Raw genomic sequence first — 19049 nt, forward strand, 5'->3', positions numbered from 1 at the left:
TATATCTAATTTTATAGCTATTCGCCCAAGAAAGGGTATCTGTAATCCACAGGACTTACAAATGTTTCTTTAATCATTCTAGGAGAAACCCATCGCAAAAGATTTAATTTTGAACCTGCTTTGTCGTTGGTTCCAGAGGCTCTAGCTCCACCAAATGGTTGTTGACCTACAACAGCACCAGTAGGTTTATCGTTTAGATAGAAATTTCCTGCACAGTTTTCTAATGCTTTTACGGCTGTACCTAGTGCATATCTATCCTGTGAAAAAACAGCTCCTGTAAGAGCGTATTCACTTGTGCTATCAACTAACTTAAGAGTAGCTTCAAAATCTTCATCTTCATATACATACACTGTGATTACTGGACCAAACAACTCTGTTTCCATAGTTGGGTATTTTGGATCAGTAGTTACAATTACCGTAGGGTCAATAAAATATCCTTTTGATTTATCATAGTTACCACCAATTATTACTTCGGCATTAGAATCTTTTTTAGCTTGGTCTATGTAAGAAGTTATCTTGTCAAATGAGCCTTCGTGTATAACTGCTGTAATGAAATTACTCATGTCTTCAGGACTACCCATTTTAAAACTGTCACAGTCCTGACGTACTAATTTTTCAACATCTGGCCACATGCTTTGTGGAATATAAGCCCTTGATGCAGCGCTACACTTTTGACCTTGAAATTCAAAGGCACCTCTTGATATAGCCGTAGCTACTTGTTGAGGTATAGCACTTTTATGTGCAACAATAAAGTCTTTTCCACCTGTTTCACCTACAATTCTAGGGTAGGTTTTATATGTGTTAATATTAGCACCTATTTGTCCCCAAATACTTTTGAATACTCCTGTTGATCCTGTAAAGTGTATTCCAGCAAAGTCTGGATGAGCAAGCACTTCTTCAGTCATCATAACTGGATCTGCATTTACCATATTTATTACTCCATCTGGAACACCTGCTTCTCTAAACACGTCCATAACAACTTTTGCACTTAACATTTGATGGTCGCTAGGTTTCCATACAGTAACATTACCCATAAGGGCAGCACTCGCTGGTAAATTACCAGCAATTGCAGTAAAGTTGAAAGGAGTTACACAGTAAACAAAACCTTCTAACGGTCGGTATTCTAAACGATTCCATGCACCGCTTGTTGACTCAGGCTGCTCAGAGTAGATCTCTGTCATGTATTCTACATTGAATCTCAAAAAGTCTATTAATTCACAAGCGCTATCAATTTCTGCTTGATAAATCGTTTTTGATTGATTTATCATGGTGGCAGCATTAATCTTTGCACGATAAGGTCCTGCAATTAGTTCTGCTGCTTTTAGGAAGATCCCAGCGCGGTTTTCCCAGCTCATTTGTGACCATTCTTTGCGCGCTTCAAGTGCTGCCGCAATAGCTTGCTGTACTTCATCCTTGCCTGCAATGTGGTAAGTACCTGCACTATGCTGGTGATCATGTGGTGGTCGTACAGTTCCTGTCGTGCCAGTTTTTATTTCTTTACCATTGATAAATAACGGTATTTCTGTATTGGCGTTAAATAATTCGCTATATGCAGCTAGAACTTCTTCTCTTTCTTTAGAGCCTGGTTCATAGCTTTTTATTGGTTCATTAACTGCAACTGGTACGTTGAAAAATCCTTTTCCCATGTTGTGAAATTTATACTTTTAATTATGGTGTGAAAATACAACTTTATTCAGGCTTGAATAAAAGCCTGATTATAAATTAATGTGAATGGATGGAAAGTTGATTGTGTATAATCTCGCTTTCGCGAAAGCGTAATAAACACTAGACTAGTTTAACGCAAATGGAGCGCTAAGTTTGAAGGTAGGAATGACTACATTAAACTGTTTTGTAGTGGTGAAATTTACCATGGTGTAATGACCGCTCATATTACCGAATGGTGAGGTTAGTAAACAGCCGCTTTGATAACTGTGTCTTTCTCCTGGTTTAAGAACGGGTTTTTTTCCTATCACGCCTTCACCATCTACATGTTCTGTTTTTGATAGACTATCTTTAATGCGCCAGTGTCTATAGGTTAATTGTACACTGTCCTTACCTTGATTTTCAATGGTGATTTTGTAACCAAAGGCGTAGTGCATTTTATAATTCTTATAAAATGTACCTTCAAAACTCGTTTGAACAGAAATTTTTATACCTCTAGTGACTTGTTGTATCATAAATCTACTGATGCAAAGATACTAAAGATTAAAAATAAGCTACTGGCGATACTAAGTAGAAAGAAAAATGCAAAATTGATAAGAACAAATTTTATAATAGTTTTAATTCTACTTTGTCCATAAAACTTGCGTAACGACTTATATAGATAAAAGGGGCCAATCAGCAAGAAAAGGATACTGGAAACGATACTTGTATTAAAAATTAAGGTTTCTAATAGTACTAGGTAAAGGCATAAAAACACAAATGTGAGTAAATGAAAATTGAAAACCATATGTTCCATATAATTCCACGGTCCTCGTGCATAAATTAACCAAAAGAACAGACTAATAAATGGTGCAAAAAAGAATAGAAATATTGGAATTTTTGGGATTATGACACCTAATATTTCTAATGGACTGTCAGAAATATTTTCAAATTTTCTAGAGTTGTTATAGCGTTTAATATTGAAAGCATCGGTTCTATGTTCAAGTGCTGTCAATGCACTTACAGCACTTGCTTCGGGATGTTTTTTAGAATAATGGGAGTAATCATCCATTTGTTTAAAGAAGCCTGAAAAATAATTTATACTATCTAGTTTTGATTGAGTGGTATATTCCTTACTCAGTTTGATTTTAGTAGAATCCTTTTCAAGCGCTTTTATAGATTGGTCTATTGCAAAATTCTCAATCATGTTACGTGAGCTAGACAGGCTGTCCCTAGATTTTTTGATTTTATTAATTAAGTCTTGTTTGTTTACAACATTGCTATCAATTTCTATATTGAATGGGTTTTGATCCTCTTGTTTTACAGTGAATTTAAGTGGATCTTGGTTAGGTTGATCTTTGTCAACATATGAGCTTGCTAGTATTAAAAGTTGTACGAGTAAGAAAAATACGATGGTAACAGATAGGAAAAACCTAAAAGGATTTGCATAGGATATTCTCTTGCCTGCGCAGTATTCTTTAGTAACGTGCCCTGGTTTGAATAAAAGATGTTTAATAGTGCGCCACAATCTAGAATCATATGAAAATACATTGGAGAAAAACTCTTGAAAGAAATCTTTAAGCGCAAGACGTTTCGTGGTATTTAATTGACCACACTGGTGACAATACTTGTCAATATTTTCAAGCGGAGTGCCGCAGTTCAAACATTCTTGACCTCTATATTTTATAAGTGATCGGCTGGTAGGTTTCATAAAATCAAATGTGGCTTAATGATTTAATTTGTAATGTTTCTGCTATTCGCAGACCCTTTTCCTATTAACCTATCATAACGGCCACCTATCTCTCTAAAATATGCCAAGACAGTATACTCGTTCTCTGTTTGCCAATTATTCCCTGCTACGAATCCGTAATCTATGCGGCCATCAGGATGAACAACTGCATATTTATAATTGTAAAACCCTTGTTTCAATGTCAGTGTGGTGCTGTAAGAACTACCGTTCTCACTAGGAATCATCATGTTTTCATCACTTACTTGAAATCCATTATAATTACCCATAACGTGCAGGGTAGATCCTCTAGGTATTTCTATATCTTTTGTGTCTAAGCTAAAGTGGATCTTCACATACTCTGCTTGTACAGCATTGTCTTCATTGTCAATTGTTGTTACTTTGAATCCACCATTTATATCAGGGAAAAAAGTGTAGTCCCTGTTTTTTCTTGGTAAATCTACAAATAGAAAAGCCTCATAGAGATCTTTTTTAATGACGTAATCGATATTTACATTAGGTGCTCTAAAATCTCTATTTTCAAAATTCAGATATTCATTACCGGCCCAAAAGCTTGATTTCTCGTCATATCGATATACTTGTTTGTTTCCTAAATTAAATTGTGGCTTAAGTTGATCAATCGTATTTGTTAAGTCCAAGTTTTGAATTACAGTGACCTTTAATTGCTTATTAGGATTTATAAAATTTACTTCTTTACTATCTATGTTAAACTCAACTCGTTGTTGGGTATTAACGTAATTTAAGTCTCGAGCTCTTCTCACGGCAACACCTACTTGAGCTATATCCTCTACGATCATAAATTTCCTTGAAAAAACAAGTTCCCTATCATCATTGTAGATATGAATCATGTAGTTGCCACTCACCTTGAAACCTTGTGTAAATTGATTAGGTATCGTTAATGTATAGTGGGAATAAGGTTGTAATGTGGTAAAGGAATTGCGATAATTGAAGATACGCATATCATCGATACCTTCTAGAAATTCATTTTTAAACAATCTACTAGATTTCCAGTCGTGGTCGTAGTGTTCAAATTGATAATAATAGTCTGCTTCGTCACCTATAATGTCATCAAATTCTAGTTTGATGGTATCACCCATATTAAAAATAGGTAGCATATTTTCAGCAGGAACATTAAATACAACAGTTTTTATGTAATCTGGATCATTAACAAGTTCATTCATCTCTTGCGATTGCAAGAAAAAAGCATTGAAAAAAACTGTAAAGAATAACAATAAATACGACTTCATAATGGTCAAATATGGGATAAATATAAGGTATGATGCTGTTTTTATTAAGCTTTCGCGAAAGCAGTGCCAAAAACTTACTTAAACAACAATTTAGAACCTTTCTAAATAAATAAGTTAGATTTAAAAAAGACCTTTTATCCTTAAATTTGCAGACCTTAAAAATAAGACTAAAATAACGTCCTATGTCAAAAGACATTAGAGTAAGAAAAGGGCTTGATCTAAAGCTCAAAGGAGAAGCAGATAATGCGATCGTAGATGCTTCAAAGTCTTCTGTTTATGCAATCAAACCTGCTGATTTTCATGCGGTAGTACCAAAAATGGTACTTAAGGAAGGTGCTTCAGTTAAAGCTGGAGAGGTCATCTTTTATTCAAAGTATGATGAAAAGGTAAAATTTGTGTCACCAGTTTCTGGAACATTGACTAAAATTTTACGTGGTGCAAAACGCAGAATTCTAGAAGTTCAAATTACTCCTAACGGAAGTAATGATGTAGTTAAACATGATGTTGTGAATCCTTCACAAGCCAGTGCAGAACAGGTGCGTGAGATTTTACTTGAAAGCGGTTGTTGGCCGTTTATTATACAGCGTCCTTACAGCATTGTTGCAAGTCCAGAAGATACACCAAAAGCAATCTTTATTTCGGCTTACACGACTGCGCCACTTGCCGGTGATGCAGATGTAATACTTGCAGATAAGAAAGAAGCTTTTCAAAATGGTGTAACTGCACTTAGTAGAATAGCTCCAGTTTATATTGGTGTAGGTAAAAACTCGCCTATTGCCACTGTTAAAGATGCTACTGTTTATAAAGTGAAAGGTAAGCATCCGGCAGGTAACGTAGGTGTGCAAATCCATAAGGTGCTGCCAGTTAATGCTGGTGAGCGCGTGTGGACAGTTGGTTTTGAAGATGTAGCTACTATTGGAGATGTTTTTACCACTGGAGTATTCTCTGCACAACGTACTGTAGCTCTTGCGGGTACTGATGCTGATAAGGATTCTAGAAAGTATTACAGAACTATTCTAGGAGCGCAAGTTGATAGTCTTACAGGCGGGAACGTAGATACCGAAAATACGAGAATCATATCTGGAGATGTTCTTACTGGTGATAAGTTAGAGAACGGACAATTTATTAACTATTATCATAACACACTTACTTTAATTCCTGAAGGAAATGAGTATGCGTTTATGGGTTGGTTGCCATTTACACGTAACAAAGTACCTTCAAATGCAGGAACTTCTTTATCCTGGTTGTTAGGTGGTAAAAGAAAAGTAGACACAAACCTTAACGGTGAGGAACGTGCTCTAGTTGTTACCGGTGAAATGGAAGATGTAATGCCTATGGATATTTATCCAATGCAATTGATCAAGGCTTGTATGTCAGGTGATATTGAAAAAATGGAAAATCTAGGTATTTACGAGGTTGCACCAGAGGATTTTGCACTTGTTGATTTTACTAATACTTCCAAACTTGAAGCGCAAGAAATAATACGCAACGGTTTGGACTTAATGATAACAGAAGTAGGATAAACTATGAAATGGATTAGACGTAAACTGGATCAGGCTAGAAAGCCTTTTGGACCAGGTCAGAAATTAGAGAAGTATGCACCTGCTATTAATGCATTTGATACTTTCTTATTTACCCCAAATCACACTACAAAGAAAGGTGCTCACATACGTGACGTTGTGGATCTTAAGCGTACTATGATTACGGTTGTAATTGCGCTTATACCAGCCTTAATTTTTGGTATGTGGAATGCAGGAGCTCAATACTTATATCAAGAAAGAAACCTTGGTAGTGTGACTGATGTTCCTTTTTGGGAAGCATTAACTGAAGGAGCAATATTGGTGTTTCCTCTTATTGCAGTTAGTTATATAGTTGGATTGACTATCGAATTTATTTTTGCGATTTATCGTGGTCACGAAGTAAATGAAGGTTACCTAGTAACTGGTTTACTTATACCTATGATCTTTCCGGTAGATATTCCATTGTGGATGTTAGCTATATCCGTTGCTTTTGCCGTACTTATCGGTAAAGAAGCTTTTGGAGGTACAGGTATGAATATCTTAAACCCAGCATTAACAGCGCGTGCATTTGCGTTCTTTGCTTACCCATTATACATGTCAGGTAATCAGATATGGGTTCATGAAGGTAGTACCGATTCTATTTCTGGTGAAACGATTTTAGGATCACTAGCTGAAGGTAAAGAAGTGGCTTATAGTTTTTCTGATGCTTTCATAGGCTTTATACCAGGATCAGTGTCAGAGACATCTACTCTTATGATTTTAATAGGAGCTGCCATTTTAATCCTTACTAAGGTAGGAAGCTGGAGAATCATATTAAGTGGATTTATAGGAGCCGCTGTAATGGGATTGATTTTTAATGCCTTTGGTGCAAATGCTCTAATGTCATTTGATTGGTATATGCATTTAGTAGTTGGCGGATTGGCATTTGGACTAGTGTTTATGGCAACAGATCCTGTGAGTGCTGCTCAAACTTTTAAAGGTAAATGGATTTATGGTTTCTTATGTGGATTCTTTGGGGTTATGATACGTGTATTCAATCCAGCGTATCCAGAAGGAATTATGCTTGCTATTTTATTAATGAATGTGTTTGCTCCAACCATTGATCATTACGTGGTTCAAGCAAATGTGAGTAAACGTAAAAAACGCCTGGCAAAAGCTAAGGCTAATCTTCAAACAGCTTAGTCATGGATAGAAATTCAAACGCTTATACTTTTTTGTTTGCTATTGCTCTTGTAGCAGTTGTTGCTAGTGCTCTAGCATTTGCAGCTACTAGTCTACAACCAGCACAAGCAAAAAATGTGAAAGAAGAAAAAATGCAAAACATCCTAGGTACAGTAGGAATTGAGACTTCTAGAGATAGTGCTCAGGTTTTGTTTAATAAATATATTGTAGATCAGGTTGCACTTTCTAGTGATGGTACTCCTAAGGCTGACGTAAATGCTTTTGAGGTAGATCTTAAAAAAGAACTTAAGAAGCCTGTAGAAGAACAAGCATTTCCACTTTACGTGGCAGATGTTGAAGGCTCAAAATATTATGTTGTTCCTTTAAGAGGTAAAGGTCTTTGGGATGCAATATGGGGTTACATAGCTCTTAAAGATGATGTGAACACCATTAAAGGTGCTGTATTTGATCACAAGGGTGAAACTCCTGGTCTAGGTGCCGAAATTACTCAAGAATGGTTCCGTAAAAGATTTGAAGAAGAAAAAATCTTTGATGGTGATGGTAATTTTATAGGTGTATCTGTTGCTAAAGGATATCAAGGTGGAGATAATAAGGACGATAACGCAGTAGATGCCATTTCGGGAGCTACCATTACAGGTGATGGTGTTACTGATATGATTTCAGAAAGACTTAAGAATTACCTTCCTTATTTCGAGAAAAATACTAACATAAAAGTGGCTATGAAGTAAGCCAGTGCTTACTGTTGTTACGCTTTCGCGAAAGCGAGATAAAAACAAATTTTATGTCAAAAGAACTAAACAAAAAAGAAGAACTAATCCTTTTTCTATCTGATACGGATGAAAGAGAAGGATTGTTAGGAAAGAAAAATCGTAAACTTCTTTCTGATCCTCTTACAGATAACAACCCTATTACCGTACAGGTATTAGGTATTTGTAGTGCACTTGCAATTACAGTTCAATTGAAGCCTGCGATTGTAATGAGTCTTGCTGTAATGGCCGTAATGGCTTTCAGTAACATGATTATCTCATTACTTAGAAATTCTATTCCTTCAAGAATACGTATTATCGTTCAACTTGTAGTGGTTGCTGCACTTGTAATTCTTGTAGATCAAGTATTAAGAGCCTATGCTTATGATGTTTCAAAGGAATTATCGGTATTCGTAGGTTTAATTATTACCAATTGTATTGTAATGGGTCGTCTTGAAGCATTTGCATTAGGTAATGGTGTTTATAAATCATTTCTTGATGGTATAGGAAATGCAGCAGGATATGCTTTCATACTTATACTGGTAGCATTTTTCAGAGAGTTATTAGGTGCTGGGAAACTTTTTGGTTATCAAGTGATCCCAGATTCTTTCTATGAATTTGGATATTCCAATAATGGTTTGATGTTATTGTCGCCTATGGCACTTATAACGGTAGGAATCATAATTTGGGTGCAAAGAAGTAGAAACAGAGCATTAATAGAAGAAAACTAAACTAAGAAATAGTATATATCATGGATTTAATTAATCTTTTTGTAAGAAGCGTTTTCATAGAAAACATGGTTTTTGCCTATTTCTTAGGTATGTGTTCTTATCTAGCGGTATCTAAGTCGGTTAAGACTGCTGTTGGCTTAGGTGCAGCAGTTGTATTTGTACTTGGAATTACAGTTCCTATCAACTTTTTACTAGATACTTACCTACTAAAGCCTGGTGCTTTAACTTGGTTAGATGCTAGTTATGCAGATGTTGATTTAAGCTTTTTAAGTTTTATCATGTTTATTGCGGTTATCGCAAGTATGGTACAATTAGTTGAAATGGTTGTGGAACGATTTGCTCCAGCTTTGTATGGTGCTCTAGGTATATTTTTACCTCTTATTGCGGTAAACTGTGCGATTTTGGGAGGTTCTTTATTTATGCAACAAAAAGACTTCAGTGGTATAACTGAGTCTGCTGTATACGGTTTAGGATCTGGGGTAGGATTTTTCCTTGCGATTCTAGCGATTTCTGCCATTCGTGAGAAAATTGCTTACTCAAATGTACCTGCACCGCTTAGAGGACTAGGTATTACATTTATAATAACAGGACTTATGGCTTTAGGGTTTATGAGTTTTATGGGAATTGAAATATAATTTTAGAAACAGCTATTATGGATTCTAATATGATTACATTAATTGCAGCAGTTGTTATTTTCTTAACACTTATTCTGTTGCTAGTATCTTTGCTTTTAGGAGCAAAATCAAAGCTTTTACCGTCTGGTCCTGTGACCATTAATGTAAACGGTGAAAAAGATATCACTACTGATTCTGGAGGAACTTTATTAGGTACTTTGGGTAATAATAAATTGTTCCTACCATCAGCTTGTGGTGGTGGTGGAACTTGTGTTCAGTGTAAATGTATTGTTACTGAAGGTGGTGGTGCTATTTTACCAACTGAGGTACCACATTTTACTCGTAAGGAGATTGCAAATGGATGGAGATTAGGTTGTCAAGTTAAGGTTAAACAAGACATGAAAATCGAAATTCCTGAAGAGGTATTTGGAATTAAAAAATGGGAGGCAGAGGTTGTGCGTAATTACAATGTAGCTTCTTTTATTAAAGAGTTCGTAGTACGTCTTCCTGAAGATATGGATTATGAAGCTGGTGGATACATTCAAATCGAGGTTCCTAAATGTGAAGTTCGTTTTGAGGATATGGATATCACTGCTCACCCAGAGGAGCATGACACGCCAGACAAATTTCAGGCAGAATGGGATAAATTTAATTTATGGCCATTAGTAATGAAAAATCCTGAAACTGTAGAACGTGCTTACTCGATGGCTTCTTTCCCTGCTGAAGGTAGAGAAGTAATGCTTAACGTACGTATTGCTACGCCGCCATGGGATCGTGCTAAAAATGGTTGGATGGATGTAAACCCTGGTGTAGCTAGTTCTTACATTTTTAATCAGAAACCTGGTAATAAGGTAGTGATATCAGGACCTTATGGAGAGTTCTTTATTAATCACAGTGATGCAGAAATGCTTTACGTGGGTGGTGGTGCAGGAATGGCACCTATGAGATCTCACTTGTACCACTTATTCAAAACCTTGAAAACTGGTCGTACAGTTACTTATTGGTATGGTGGTCGTTCCAAGCGTGAATTGTTTTATATCGAGCATTTCCGTGAGTTAGAAAGAGAATTTCCAAACTTTAAGTTCTTTATGGCTTTAAGTGAACCATTGGAGGAAGATAATTGGAAGCTTAAAGATGATATCCATAGTGAAGGTGATGGTTTCCAAGGTTTCATACACCAAGTGGTAATTGATCAATATTTATCTAAGCATGAAGCACCAGAAGATATTGAGCTATATTTCTGTGGTCCTCCATTGATGAATCAAGCGGTTCAAAAAATGGGTGAGGATTTTGGAATACCTGATGAAAATATCCGATTTGACGATTTTGGAGGTTAATACTTTTCCTTTATATTAAAAAACCCAGCTTTTAAAGCTGGGTTTTTTATTTCATTAAAATGCGAATATGGAATTTATTTACTCTGGTTGTACAGGTAAGTAAGCAACTGCTTTAATTTCTATCAACAAGTGCGGATGCGGTAATTGATGCACGGCTACTGTGGTTCGAGTAGGGCCAGAATAATCAAAATATTGAGCGTAAGTCTCGTTATAACCACCAAAGTCGTTCATGTTAACGAGAAACGTTGTTATATCAACTACGTTCTTCAAACTAGCTCCTTGAGTCTTTAAGATGCTATCGATGTTTTCTAGAACTGCTTTGGTTTGCTCTTTAATATCGAGATTTGTGGTTCCCATTTCATCCACTTCAACACCTGCAAACGTGTTGTCTGATCGTCTACTGCTCGTTCCTGAAATGTATAAAAAGTCGCCAACTCTCTTTACGTGTGGATATTTACCACGTGGTTTTGCTTTTCCTTCTATTACTCCCATAATTAATTTCTAAACCAGAGAATATCCTTAGTCTTACGAGATATTTCAAATAATAAATCGTTTTCATGATCCTCTGGACTGATTATATTTTCTTTTAATAAGTATAAAATAGCTCTGTCTTGCGCTCTTCCTTGAAGCATGGCTTCTCGGTATGAGATGCCTTCTACTGGAAATGTAACTAATGAATATTTGGATTGATATTCTTCTTTGGCAAAATGAGACTCCAATAGCATTTCAATTTGACGTTTTTTCTTAAAGTCACTGTTTGCTACACTATCACGCATTTCAATAAAATTATCAAGAGCAAGATCTGCTATCGCGTCGGTATTAGGTTTTCTTGTTTCTGCGAAATCACTGAATGCTTTGCTCCAATATTTATTACGGTCTAATGTCAAATCAAAATCAACTACATCTTCAAAACTAGCATTCATACCTTGTCCATAGAACGGTACGATGGCATGTGCAGCATCACCAATTAAAAGGCTTTTACCGTAAGCATCCCACGGATTACATTTAATAGTACCTAACGGTGGAGTAGGATTATTATTAAATTGCTCGACAAGATTTGGTATGTGTGGAACAACATCACTAAAATAGGTATTGAAAAACTCAATAACACTGCGATCATTTTTTAAATCTTCAAACGAAGGCCCTTCTTTACTTTTATAATCTAGGAATAAAGTAAGTGTAAAACTTCCATCTAAATTAGGTAACGCAATAAGCATGAAACCACCTCTAGGCCAAATGTGTAAGGCATTTTTTTCTATGCGCCAACTTCCGTCTTCTGCAGGAGGAATACTTAATTCTTTATAACCATGAGGTAACCATTCAATACTATGAGAAAACAAGAAATCTCTTTGTCTGATCATAGCCTTACGAACTGCGCTCCCAGCACCATCAGCACCAAAAATTAAATCAGCTTTCCATGTTTTTTCTTCGTTTGACTCGCTATCATGATATGTAATAGTAGTTTTCTCTAAATCTACATGTAAAACTTCATCATTGAAATCAATTTGCACATCGTCATATTTATCTGCTTCATCCAATAATAATTTATTGAGTTCTTCACGAGATATCGAATTGATGTACTCACCTTCTCGACCACTGTAATTTGAAGTAAATGTGCTACCATCTATGTTATGTATTAACCTGCCGTGCATAGGAATACATAAATCCTTGACTTTTTCCTCAAGACCTACAAGTTTTAAACCTTTGAGGCCGCGATCAGAAAGAGCAAGATTTATAGATCTACCACCATCTACTTGTTGAGACCTCATGTCTGGTCGTTTTTCTAAAATGTCAACCTTGTATCCTCTTTGTGCTAGACGTAACCCTAATAGTGAGCCACATAGACCAGCCCCAGAGATTAATATTTTTGTGTCTTTATTGTTTATTTCCATAAGCTTATGCCTACTGTTTTTACATTTCTTCTTTAAGAATATTTACAAATTTCCAGCAATCCTCATAATTATTATATAAGGGAACAGGTGCTATACGTATTACGTCGGGTTCTCTCCAGTCAGCTATCACACCGCGAGCACTTATAGACTCAAATAATGATTTATCTGCATTCTTAACGGCTAGTGATAATTGACAACCTCTTTGATTAGATTGTGTAGGTGTTATAATGCTTATTCTATCTGAATTGATTTGTGTTAACAAGAACTCTAGGTAATTGGTAAGTTGAATTGACTTATTTCTCAGATTATGAAAACCTGCTTCATTGAATAATTCTAAGCTCGCCTTTACCGCAGCCATACTTAATATTGGAGGATTTGAAAGTTGCCAGCCTTCGGCGCCATAGATGGGTTCAAAATCATCACGCATTTTGAATCTAGTTTCTTTATTGTGTCCCCACCATCCAGTAAATCTGGGCAGTTCATTATTTTGAGCATGTCTTTCATGTACAAAGCAACCTCCTAAACTTCCTGGTCCACTATTTAAATATTTGTAAGTACACCAAACAGCAAAATCGGCACCAGAATCGTGAAGTCGTAAATCAACATTACCGGCTCCATGTGCACAGTCAAAACCTACTAATGCTCCATGTTGATGTCCTAATTGAGTAATTTCCTTTAAATTAAAGAACTGTCCAGTGTAGTAGTTTACCGCACCTACCATTACAAGAGCGATTTCATCTTTGTTTGTCTCTAGCAAATCTTTTAAATCTTCTAGATGAGGAGTATGCTCTCCCTTTCTAGGTTTCCATTCAATTATAGCTAGGTTAGGATCGTATCCATGAAAGCTTGCTTGTGATGCCACAGCATATCGATCACTGGGAAAAGCATCGGCCTCAATAATTATTTTAAAACGTTTTGGCGTAGGTCGATAAAAGCTCACCATCATCAAATGTAAATTTGTGGTAAGTGTATTCATTATTACTACTTCATGTGGATGAGCACCCACAATAGTTGCCATATTCTTAGTTAAAAACTCATGATAAGGCATCCATGGATTTTTGGCATGGAAATGACCTTCAACTCCTAGATTTGCCCAATCTTCAAGTTCTTGATTTAACTGATCTTTTATGGCTTTAGGTTGTAACCCTAGAGAATTTCCACATAAATATATGCTGTTTGTACCATCGGTGTGTTTAGGTATGTGAAAGCTTTCGCGAAAGCGAGATAATTCATCTTGTTGATCTAGTTCTAGTGCGTAGGCTAGGTTGGTATCTTTATTCATTTGATTTGATTACCTTAATATCTGAAAAATAAATATTTGTATTGCCATCTAAAGTGATATGGTTTGTGGCGATGTTTAATCCCTCATAACTTTGATAGTCTTCAAAAGTAGTTTGCATGGTTGGTAAACTATCATTTTCTTTTCTATAGGTCCACTCTCTTACAGTATTATTTTGGTCATAATACAGGTCATAGGCGTCACCTGGTGTGTAACCTACTTTATTATCATATAAAATGGTGATCATGTTTAGGCTATCCTTTGATATAGGAGCTTGTTTAATTATAGGAGTTGATAAGGTCGTTCCTTTATCCCAAACTAATTTGAATTGTGGTAATAGCCAATACACATCATTGATAAAGGCTTGATCAGCGTTTAGGGCTGTACTGTCCATTTTTTTATTTCTATAGTAAACGACTTCCTTTTGTTTGGATTTTAATTTGATGAGACCAGATTTAACATTCCATGTCCAATTTCTATCCATTATCTTTTCTCCAAATCGACTTACATTGAATGTGAATTGTATTTCTTCAACATCATCCCAAACTGATAATCCGGTAGATTGTGCGATTTGCTGTGCAGGAGTTAAGCTGGTTTCTTCATTGTTAGTCTTCAATGTTTCATCCACGTTGCTGTTATTATTTTTACAGCTTAATAAAAGACTTGCTACAAGAGCAAAAAATACAATTCTCATAGTATCTGTTTTGATTGTCTAAAAATACAAAGAACGATAGTTTATGAAATGGTAAAGCTTTATTAATTACCAAGAGTAAGCTATGTCAAAAAAGTACTTTTGTACTTTATGGCAAAGAGAGTTTATAAAGGGCAATTATCTTCAGGTAGAAGACTGGGTATTATACTGGTGTTAGGTAGTTTAATCGCTATTGGACCTTTTTCTATAGATGCTTATTTACCTGCTTTTAAACAAATAGCTGGAGACTTTAAGGTAGATGTTAATGCTATAAGTCTTACCTTAACTACCTACTTTATAGGTATAGGCCTAGGGCAGCTCGCCTACGGGCCATTGATGGATCGTTTTGGTAGGCGTAAACCTCTCATTGTTGGACTAGTGTTGTATATAGGTACAAGTCTAGCTAGTGCTTTTGCCTATGACGTGATAGCTCTCGCAACATTGAGATTTTTTACAGCACTAGGTGCATGTGCAGGTATGGTAGCTAGTAAAGCGATAGTAAGAGATTTATTTGATGAGGAGGAAGTCGCTAGCGTGCTGTCTAATTTAATGTTAATCATGGGTATAGCACCTGTGATTGCCCCTGGAATAGGTGGATGGGTAGTGACTCATTTTCACTGGCAAATAATTTTTTATGGTCTAGCAGGTTTTGCAACACTTATGTTGTTTAATATTATCTTTTTTCTCCCAGATAGTGTAACTCCTAATCGTGCGACTAGTTTAAAACCGGTTCCGGTGCTTAAAGAATATTGGTCTATTTATAAAAATAAAGCCTTTTTTCTCTTCAGCACCACACGTGGATTTATCATAGGAGCTCTACTTGGGTATGTAGCTGCAGCTCCTTTTATTTTTATGGAGTTTTTTGAAATGTCAAAGACTGAATTTGCATTTGCCTTTAGTAGCAATGCTGCAGGTCTAATTGCAGGTAGTCAAATAAATCGATTATTTTTAAAACGATACACGACTTTTGAGATAACGTATGTGGTGAGTGTTTTACTCATTGTTTTTACGGGTGTATTGACAATAAATTTGGCGACTATGACACCGGAGTTTTGGATTGTATATCCATCTTTATTTTTAATGATGACGGCTATCGGATTTCAAAACCCCAACGCAACTGCTCTGGCTCTTCAGCCATTCACTGCAAAGGCTGGTAGTGCAAGCGCATTTGTAGGAGCCGTTAGTATGATTTACGGTTCACTGGCTAGTTGGTATGTGTCTAAATTTGTCAATGATGCTCTTTTGCCTCTAGCATTATTACTGTTGGGTTGTGCTGTTTTTGGTCACCTAGCTGTCGAGATTTTTAGAATTAAATATGCTCGAGGTTATCAATTTGCCAAAAACTACCTCAAACATCCTTACAAAGCAATCAAACGAGAAGATAATTATTCTTAAGTACGCTTTCGCGAAAGCGTACTATTAAACTAATCCCTAGCATAAATACTAGGAATATGGAATAAAAATGTAACAATCGATAACAGCTCTAGTCTTTAAAGTACCAAAAGACTAGCTATGAAAATATTACCGTGGTTGTTGTTCATGACAACATGCATGTATGTTTGTAAAGCATATTCCAATGATTTAATTGTTGAAGAAATTTCATTCCCAGAGGCAACGAAACTAAGTGATAACACCTTGCGCATGCCATTTAAATTTGCTGGAAGATTGATAACTGTACAAGCAAAGGTTAATGGAGAGTCGGGTCCTTTCATTATTGATACAGGATCCTATGGACTGGTACTTAATAAACGAATTTATAATAAAATAGCTACAACAGGTAGGACAACGTATTCTATTGAACGAGAAATTCCTAATATACAGGAAATCGCGATATATAGTTTTAATATTGATGGTTTTAAAATTAATTCCAAAAATGCAGATGTAGTAGATTTAAGCCATATTGAAAAAGAAAAACATACCGCTATTAATGGTATAATAGGATACGATACATTTAGACGATTTGAACTATATATTGACTTTTATTTGGAACAGATTACCTTTTTTAAGATCGATAGAAAAGGCAATCGTATTGATGAGAAATATTTAACCGAACAAATAGTAGACACCTTAAGTTTTAAACGGCGCAAGCACTCGATTATTCTAGATTCCAATATTAATGAGATAGATGTTACCTTTGTTTTGGATACCGGAGCAGAAATAAATCAATTAAGCAACAAATTAGATTCATTAGTTTATAAAAATTTTCAACCTCTCAAAAGATTGGAGTTAATGGGAATGGATGGTGGTAAGAAAGAAGTGATTGCTGGAGTTTTCAAAAATCTAAAGTTTACTAATGCTGTACAGAATGAAGAAATGCCAACTGTATTATCAACTATGACCTATGCAGCAAATGCATACGGGACTCAAGTGGATGGTGTTTTAGGGTTTTGGTTTTTAAGAAATCGTAGAGTTTTAATTAATTATCGTAAAAAGAAATTGTTTTTTACAAAGTGGCCTGAATAAATGAAGCTGTTTATCACTCTTTTAATTTTTTTTATCAGTCTCATGATTATGGGACAAGATGATTATGGTTATAGAATTGATGGTGAGGACATCGTATTTAAATTTGATGTACGGGACTATTCGATGGTTACTATTAATGATACACAAGTTAAACTTGATCTTTCTGATATAAACATAAAAAAAGTAGCTGTAGGTGGAACCTTTAACAAATGGGCTAAGAACGACTGGAAACTCAAGAATATAAAAAACGGTGTTTATGAATTGAGGAAAAAGATTAAATATTTAAATACCGACAGTGGAGCTTCATTTAAATTCGTAATTAATGATAAGTTTTGGGTTGAGCCACCTGCCATTGCACCTAATCGTGAGCAGCTTACCTTGGATGATATTTTTGTTAGTGTTTATAATTTGAAATTGAATAAGGTCAAGGAGTCTGAAGATGGAAATCATACATTTTACTTACACGGTTATTCAAACGCTCAAAGGGTAGTTGTAACAGGTACATTTAATAACTGGGATGAAAATGAATTTGAGTTGGAATGTAAAGACGGTTACTGGGAACTTACCTTAGATCTACCAATAGGAACGCATGAGTACCGGTATATTGTAGATGGCCAGTGGATGAGAGATCCTCATAACCCTAAGAAGAAGCCCAATGAATACAATGAATTTAATAGTGTAATAACTAAAAGGAAATTACAAAAATTTAGATTGAAAAACGTTGATTTTAAAAATGTGTATTTAGCAGGTGATTTTACAGACTGGCAAAATAACAAGCTTCAAATGAATTTGATTAATGGTTTTTGGGAAATAGAAATCCCATTAACACGAGGCGTTCATCATTATAAGTTTATAGTGGATGATATTTGGATAGTTGATCCCATGAATAACAGTGTTCAATATGATAAACATGATCATGTTAACTCTGTAATTCTTATTAAGTAAAACTTTTCTACTTTATATCATCAAAAACGCCTTTCAATGGAGATGTTGAAAGACGTTTTCTCACTAACCAACCAATAATTAATTATTCACGTACAACGCTCCCAGTAGGAAATGTTGCAGCAACATTGTTATTAAAGTTTTGTGCATTGGGTGCTGTCATAGAATTGGCAATTGCCGCAAGAGGTTTTAGAGTGAATGGAGCAGGGCTGTTGTCTGGAACAGGTTCTACAGTAATTACAACATTTCTTCCAATTACGCTAAATGGTAAAGACTCACCCATTGGTAAATTGTTAAAAAAGTCTTCTCCTGGAACTGGTGGACCTGCATTGTTTTGAGTTCCTGAGAACGGGTTGCCTGAATCTCTAGTATCAAAATCGGTAAAGGTTCCTGTTGATATAGGACCGGCGTCGCCTACTACCCAACCTTCATAAATCCATCCATCTGGTAAAACGGGTAACGTAAAGTCAGCAGTTGGAGGCATTCCAGGTAGACCGAACCATACACCGCTTTCGTCATTACCATTGTTTCCCATTGTCTCATCGGTAGGAGTTCTCAGGAAGAAGGAACCACTAGCATTAGTAAAATCTCCAGGAGCTGGTCCAAAGTTAGTGTCCACAAGCGCTGTTGTCCCAGTGAATGCGCCAGCTATATATTTACTATCAGCAGGATCGGGATTTGGATCTGGATCAGGCTCGATGGTAAGGATAAAGGCAGTTGCAGCGTCCAAATCATTTGAATCGATTTCGAATTCGTTTTGGCTCAAGTCTCCATTAGCATCAACATCAAATGTACCTGTACTTATAGGAGTACCATCTACCATAACCCAGCCTTCATATTTAAAATCGTTTCCTAAATCTTCTAATCCTTGAAGATTAATGGTTAATGTTTTTGTTTGAAGTTCAGCATTTGAATCATCGTCATTTGAACAGCCTACTATCGAGAGTAAGCCCAGGATAAGATATGAGAAGTTTTTATTCATGATTAAAAGTTTAATTTTACTCTACAAACTAATGA

The 19049-nt window shown here is 35.8% G+C and carries 18 protein-coding genes; 9 read left to right on the forward strand and 9 right to left on the reverse strand.

Features of this window, described 5'->3' with window-relative positions; all coding sequences use genetic code 11:
• Positions 1–17: 17 nt before the first annotated feature.
• From pruA to BST91_RS00655, 4 genes are all read right to left on the reverse strand, one after another.
• Positions 18–1646 carry an L-glutamate gamma-semialdehyde dehydrogenase gene (gene pruA / locus BST91_RS00640; protein WP_085774119.1) on the reverse strand — a complete coding sequence of 543 codons (1629 nt, stop codon included), beginning with the start codon at positions 1644–1646 and terminating at the stop codon, positions 18–20.
• Positions 1647–1790: 144 nt separating this feature from the next.
• Positions 1791–2177 (reverse strand): Co2+/Mg2+ efflux protein ApaG, encoded by a 387-nt coding sequence (apaG, locus tag BST91_RS00645; RefSeq protein ID WP_042275874.1) that lies wholly within the window; start codon positions 2175–2177, stop codon positions 1791–1793.
• Positions 2174–3352 carry a DUF3667 domain-containing protein gene (locus BST91_RS00650; protein ID WP_085774120.1) on the reverse strand — a complete coding sequence of 393 codons (1179 nt, stop codon included), beginning with the start codon at positions 3350–3352 and terminating at the stop codon, positions 2174–2176. The genes apaG and BST91_RS00650 overlap by 4 nt, the downstream gene beginning before the upstream one ends.
• Positions 3353–3375: 23 nt before the next feature.
• Positions 3376–4635, reverse strand: a complete 1260-nt coding sequence (locus BST91_RS00655) for a type IX secretion system plug protein (RefSeq protein WP_244895652.1) — start codon at positions 4633–4635, stop codon at positions 3376–3378.
• 182 nt (positions 4636–4817) lie between these two features.
• Here BST91_RS00655 and BST91_RS00665 point away from each other — a divergent pair, with 182 nt between their 5' ends.
• Genes BST91_RS00665 through nqrF form a run of 6 tightly spaced genes read left to right on the forward strand, consistent with a single transcriptional unit; the run spans position 4818 to position 10765 of the window.
• Positions 4818–6158: a Na(+)-translocating NADH-quinone reductase subunit A gene (locus BST91_RS00665; RefSeq protein ID WP_085774123.1), complete on the forward strand. Its 1341-nt coding sequence runs from the start codon at positions 4818–4820 to the stop codon at positions 6156–6158.
• 3 nt (positions 6159–6161) lie between these two features.
• Entirely contained in the window at positions 6162–7337 is a 1176-nt protein-coding gene (locus BST91_RS00670) for an NADH:ubiquinone reductase (Na(+)-transporting) subunit B (RefSeq protein WP_042275868.1), read from the forward strand.
• Between the two features lie 2 nt (positions 7338–7339).
• Positions 7340–8065 carry a Na(+)-translocating NADH-quinone reductase subunit C gene (locus tag BST91_RS00675; protein WP_042275866.1) on the forward strand — a complete coding sequence of 242 codons (726 nt, stop codon included), beginning with the start codon at positions 7340–7342 and terminating at the stop codon, positions 8063–8065.
• Between the two features lie 53 nt (positions 8066–8118).
• On the forward strand, positions 8119–8814 hold the full coding sequence (locus BST91_RS00680; protein ID WP_042275864.1) for an NADH:ubiquinone reductase (Na(+)-transporting) subunit D: 696 nt from the start codon (positions 8119–8121) through the stop codon (positions 8812–8814).
• 20 nt (positions 8815–8834) lie between these two features.
• Positions 8835–9449, forward strand: coding sequence for an NADH:ubiquinone reductase (Na(+)-transporting) subunit E (nqrE, locus tag BST91_RS00685; protein ID WP_042275862.1), 615 nt, complete (start codon positions 8835–8837; stop codon positions 9447–9449).
• Positions 9450–9466: 17 nt separating this feature from the next.
• A complete protein-coding gene (nqrF, locus tag BST91_RS00690; protein WP_172792944.1) occupies positions 9467–10765 on the forward strand; it encodes an NADH:ubiquinone reductase (Na(+)-transporting) subunit F in 1299 nt (432 codons plus the stop codon).
• A 78-nt stretch (positions 10766–10843) separates the two neighbouring features.
• Here the strand turns inward: nqrF and BST91_RS00695 are convergent, their stop codons facing one another.
• Genes BST91_RS00695 through BST91_RS00710 form a run of 4 tightly spaced genes read right to left on the reverse strand, consistent with a single transcriptional unit; the run spans position 10844 to position 14630 of the window.
• Complete coding sequence (locus BST91_RS00695; RefSeq protein ID WP_085774124.1) at positions 10844–11257, reverse strand: RidA family protein; 414 nt, start codon at positions 11255–11257, stop codon at positions 10844–10846.
• A gap of 2 nt (positions 11258–11259) precedes the next feature.
• Positions 11260–12657: an FAD-dependent oxidoreductase gene (locus tag BST91_RS00700; RefSeq protein WP_085774125.1), complete on the reverse strand. Its 1398-nt coding sequence runs from the start codon at positions 12655–12657 to the stop codon at positions 11260–11262.
• Positions 12658–12676: 19 nt separating this feature from the next.
• Entirely contained in the window at positions 12677–13939 is a 1263-nt protein-coding gene (kynU, locus tag BST91_RS00705) for a kynureninase (protein ID WP_085774126.1), read from the reverse strand.
• Positions 13932–14630 carry a hypothetical protein gene (locus BST91_RS00710; protein ID WP_085774127.1) on the reverse strand — a complete coding sequence of 233 codons (699 nt, stop codon included), beginning with the start codon at positions 14628–14630 and terminating at the stop codon, positions 13932–13934. Before BST91_RS00710 ends, kynU begins: the two co-directional genes overlap by 8 nt.
• A 108-nt stretch (positions 14631–14738) precedes the next feature.
• Between BST91_RS00710 and BST91_RS00715 the strand changes: the two genes are divergently transcribed.
• The 3 genes from BST91_RS00715 (at position 14739) to BST91_RS00725 (ending at position 18035) form a co-directional block, all read left to right on the forward strand.
• A complete protein-coding gene (locus BST91_RS00715; RefSeq protein ID WP_085774128.1) occupies positions 14739–16022 on the forward strand; it encodes a multidrug effflux MFS transporter in 1284 nt (427 codons plus the stop codon).
• Positions 16023–16139: 117 nt separating this feature from the next.
• Complete coding sequence (locus tag BST91_RS00720) at positions 16140–17090, forward strand: pepsin/retropepsin-like aspartic protease family protein (RefSeq protein WP_085774129.1); 951 nt, start codon at positions 16140–16142, stop codon at positions 17088–17090.
• A 48-nt stretch (positions 17091–17138) separates the two neighbouring features.
• On the forward strand, positions 17139–18035 hold the full coding sequence (locus tag BST91_RS00725) for a hypothetical protein (RefSeq protein WP_169709751.1): 897 nt from the start codon (positions 17139–17141) through the stop codon (positions 18033–18035).
• An 82-nt stretch (positions 18036–18117) separates the two neighbouring features.
• Here BST91_RS00725 and BST91_RS00730 read toward each other — a convergent pair whose 3' ends face one another.
• Positions 18118–19014, reverse strand: a complete 897-nt coding sequence (locus tag BST91_RS00730; RefSeq protein ID WP_085774131.1) for an anti-sigma factor — start codon at positions 19012–19014, stop codon at positions 18118–18120.
• Positions 19015–19049: the final 35 nt, after the last annotated feature.

Source organism: Nonlabens tegetincola (genome assembly GCF_002117085.1).
GTDB classification, from domain to species: Bacteria; Bacteroidota; Bacteroidia; order Flavobacteriales; family Flavobacteriaceae; genus Nonlabens; species Nonlabens tegetincola.

Excerpts from the sequence above, each read along its gene's own strand:
- pruA (WP_085774119.1), bottom strand. The coding sequence starts at position 1,646 with ATGGGAAAAGGATTTTTCAACGTACCAGTTGCAGTTAATGAACCAATA.
- apaG (WP_042275874.1), bottom strand. The coding sequence starts at position 2,177 with ATGATACAACAAGTCACTAGAGGTATAAAAATTTCTGTTCAAACGAGT.
- BST91_RS00650 (WP_085774120.1), bottom strand. The coding sequence starts at position 3,352 with ATGAAACCTACCAGCCGATCACTTATAAAATATAGAGGTCAAGAATGT.
- BST91_RS00655 (WP_244895652.1), bottom strand. The coding sequence starts at position 4,635 with ATGAAGTCGTATTTATTGTTATTCTTTACAGTTTTTTTCAATGCTTTT.
- BST91_RS00665 (WP_085774123.1), top strand. The coding sequence starts at position 4,818 with ATGTCAAAAGACATTAGAGTAAGAAAAGGGCTTGATCTAAAGCTCAAA.
- BST91_RS00670 (WP_042275868.1), top strand. The coding sequence starts at position 6,162 with ATGAAATGGATTAGACGTAAACTGGATCAGGCTAGAAAGCCTTTTGGA.
- BST91_RS00675 (WP_042275866.1), top strand. The coding sequence starts at position 7,340 with ATGGATAGAAATTCAAACGCTTATACTTTTTTGTTTGCTATTGCTCTT.
- BST91_RS00680 (WP_042275864.1), top strand. The coding sequence starts at position 8,119 with ATGTCAAAAGAACTAAACAAAAAAGAAGAACTAATCCTTTTTCTATCT.
- nqrE (WP_042275862.1), top strand. The coding sequence starts at position 8,835 with ATGGATTTAATTAATCTTTTTGTAAGAAGCGTTTTCATAGAAAACATG.
- nqrF (WP_172792944.1), top strand. The coding sequence starts at position 9,467 with ATGGATTCTAATATGATTACATTAATTGCAGCAGTTGTTATTTTCTTA.
- BST91_RS00695 (WP_085774124.1), bottom strand. The coding sequence starts at position 11,257 with ATGGGAGTAATAGAAGGAAAAGCAAAACCACGTGGTAAATATCCACAC.
- BST91_RS00700 (WP_085774125.1), bottom strand. The coding sequence starts at position 12,657 with ATGGAAATAAACAATAAAGACACAAAAATATTAATCTCTGGGGCTGGT.
- kynU (WP_085774126.1), bottom strand. The coding sequence starts at position 13,939 with ATGAATAAAGATACCAACCTAGCCTACGCACTAGAACTAGATCAACAA.
- BST91_RS00710 (WP_085774127.1), bottom strand. The coding sequence starts at position 14,630 with ATGAGAATTGTATTTTTTGCTCTTGTAGCAAGTCTTTTATTAAGCTGT.
- BST91_RS00715 (WP_085774128.1), top strand. The coding sequence starts at position 14,739 with ATGGCAAAGAGAGTTTATAAAGGGCAATTATCTTCAGGTAGAAGACTG.
- BST91_RS00720 (WP_085774129.1), top strand. The coding sequence starts at position 16,140 with ATGAAAATATTACCGTGGTTGTTGTTCATGACAACATGCATGTATGTT.
- BST91_RS00725 (WP_169709751.1), top strand. The coding sequence starts at position 17,139 with ATGGGACAAGATGATTATGGTTATAGAATTGATGGTGAGGACATCGTA.
- BST91_RS00730 (WP_085774131.1), bottom strand. The coding sequence starts at position 19,014 with ATGAATAAAAACTTCTCATATCTTATCCTGGGCTTACTCTCGATAGTA.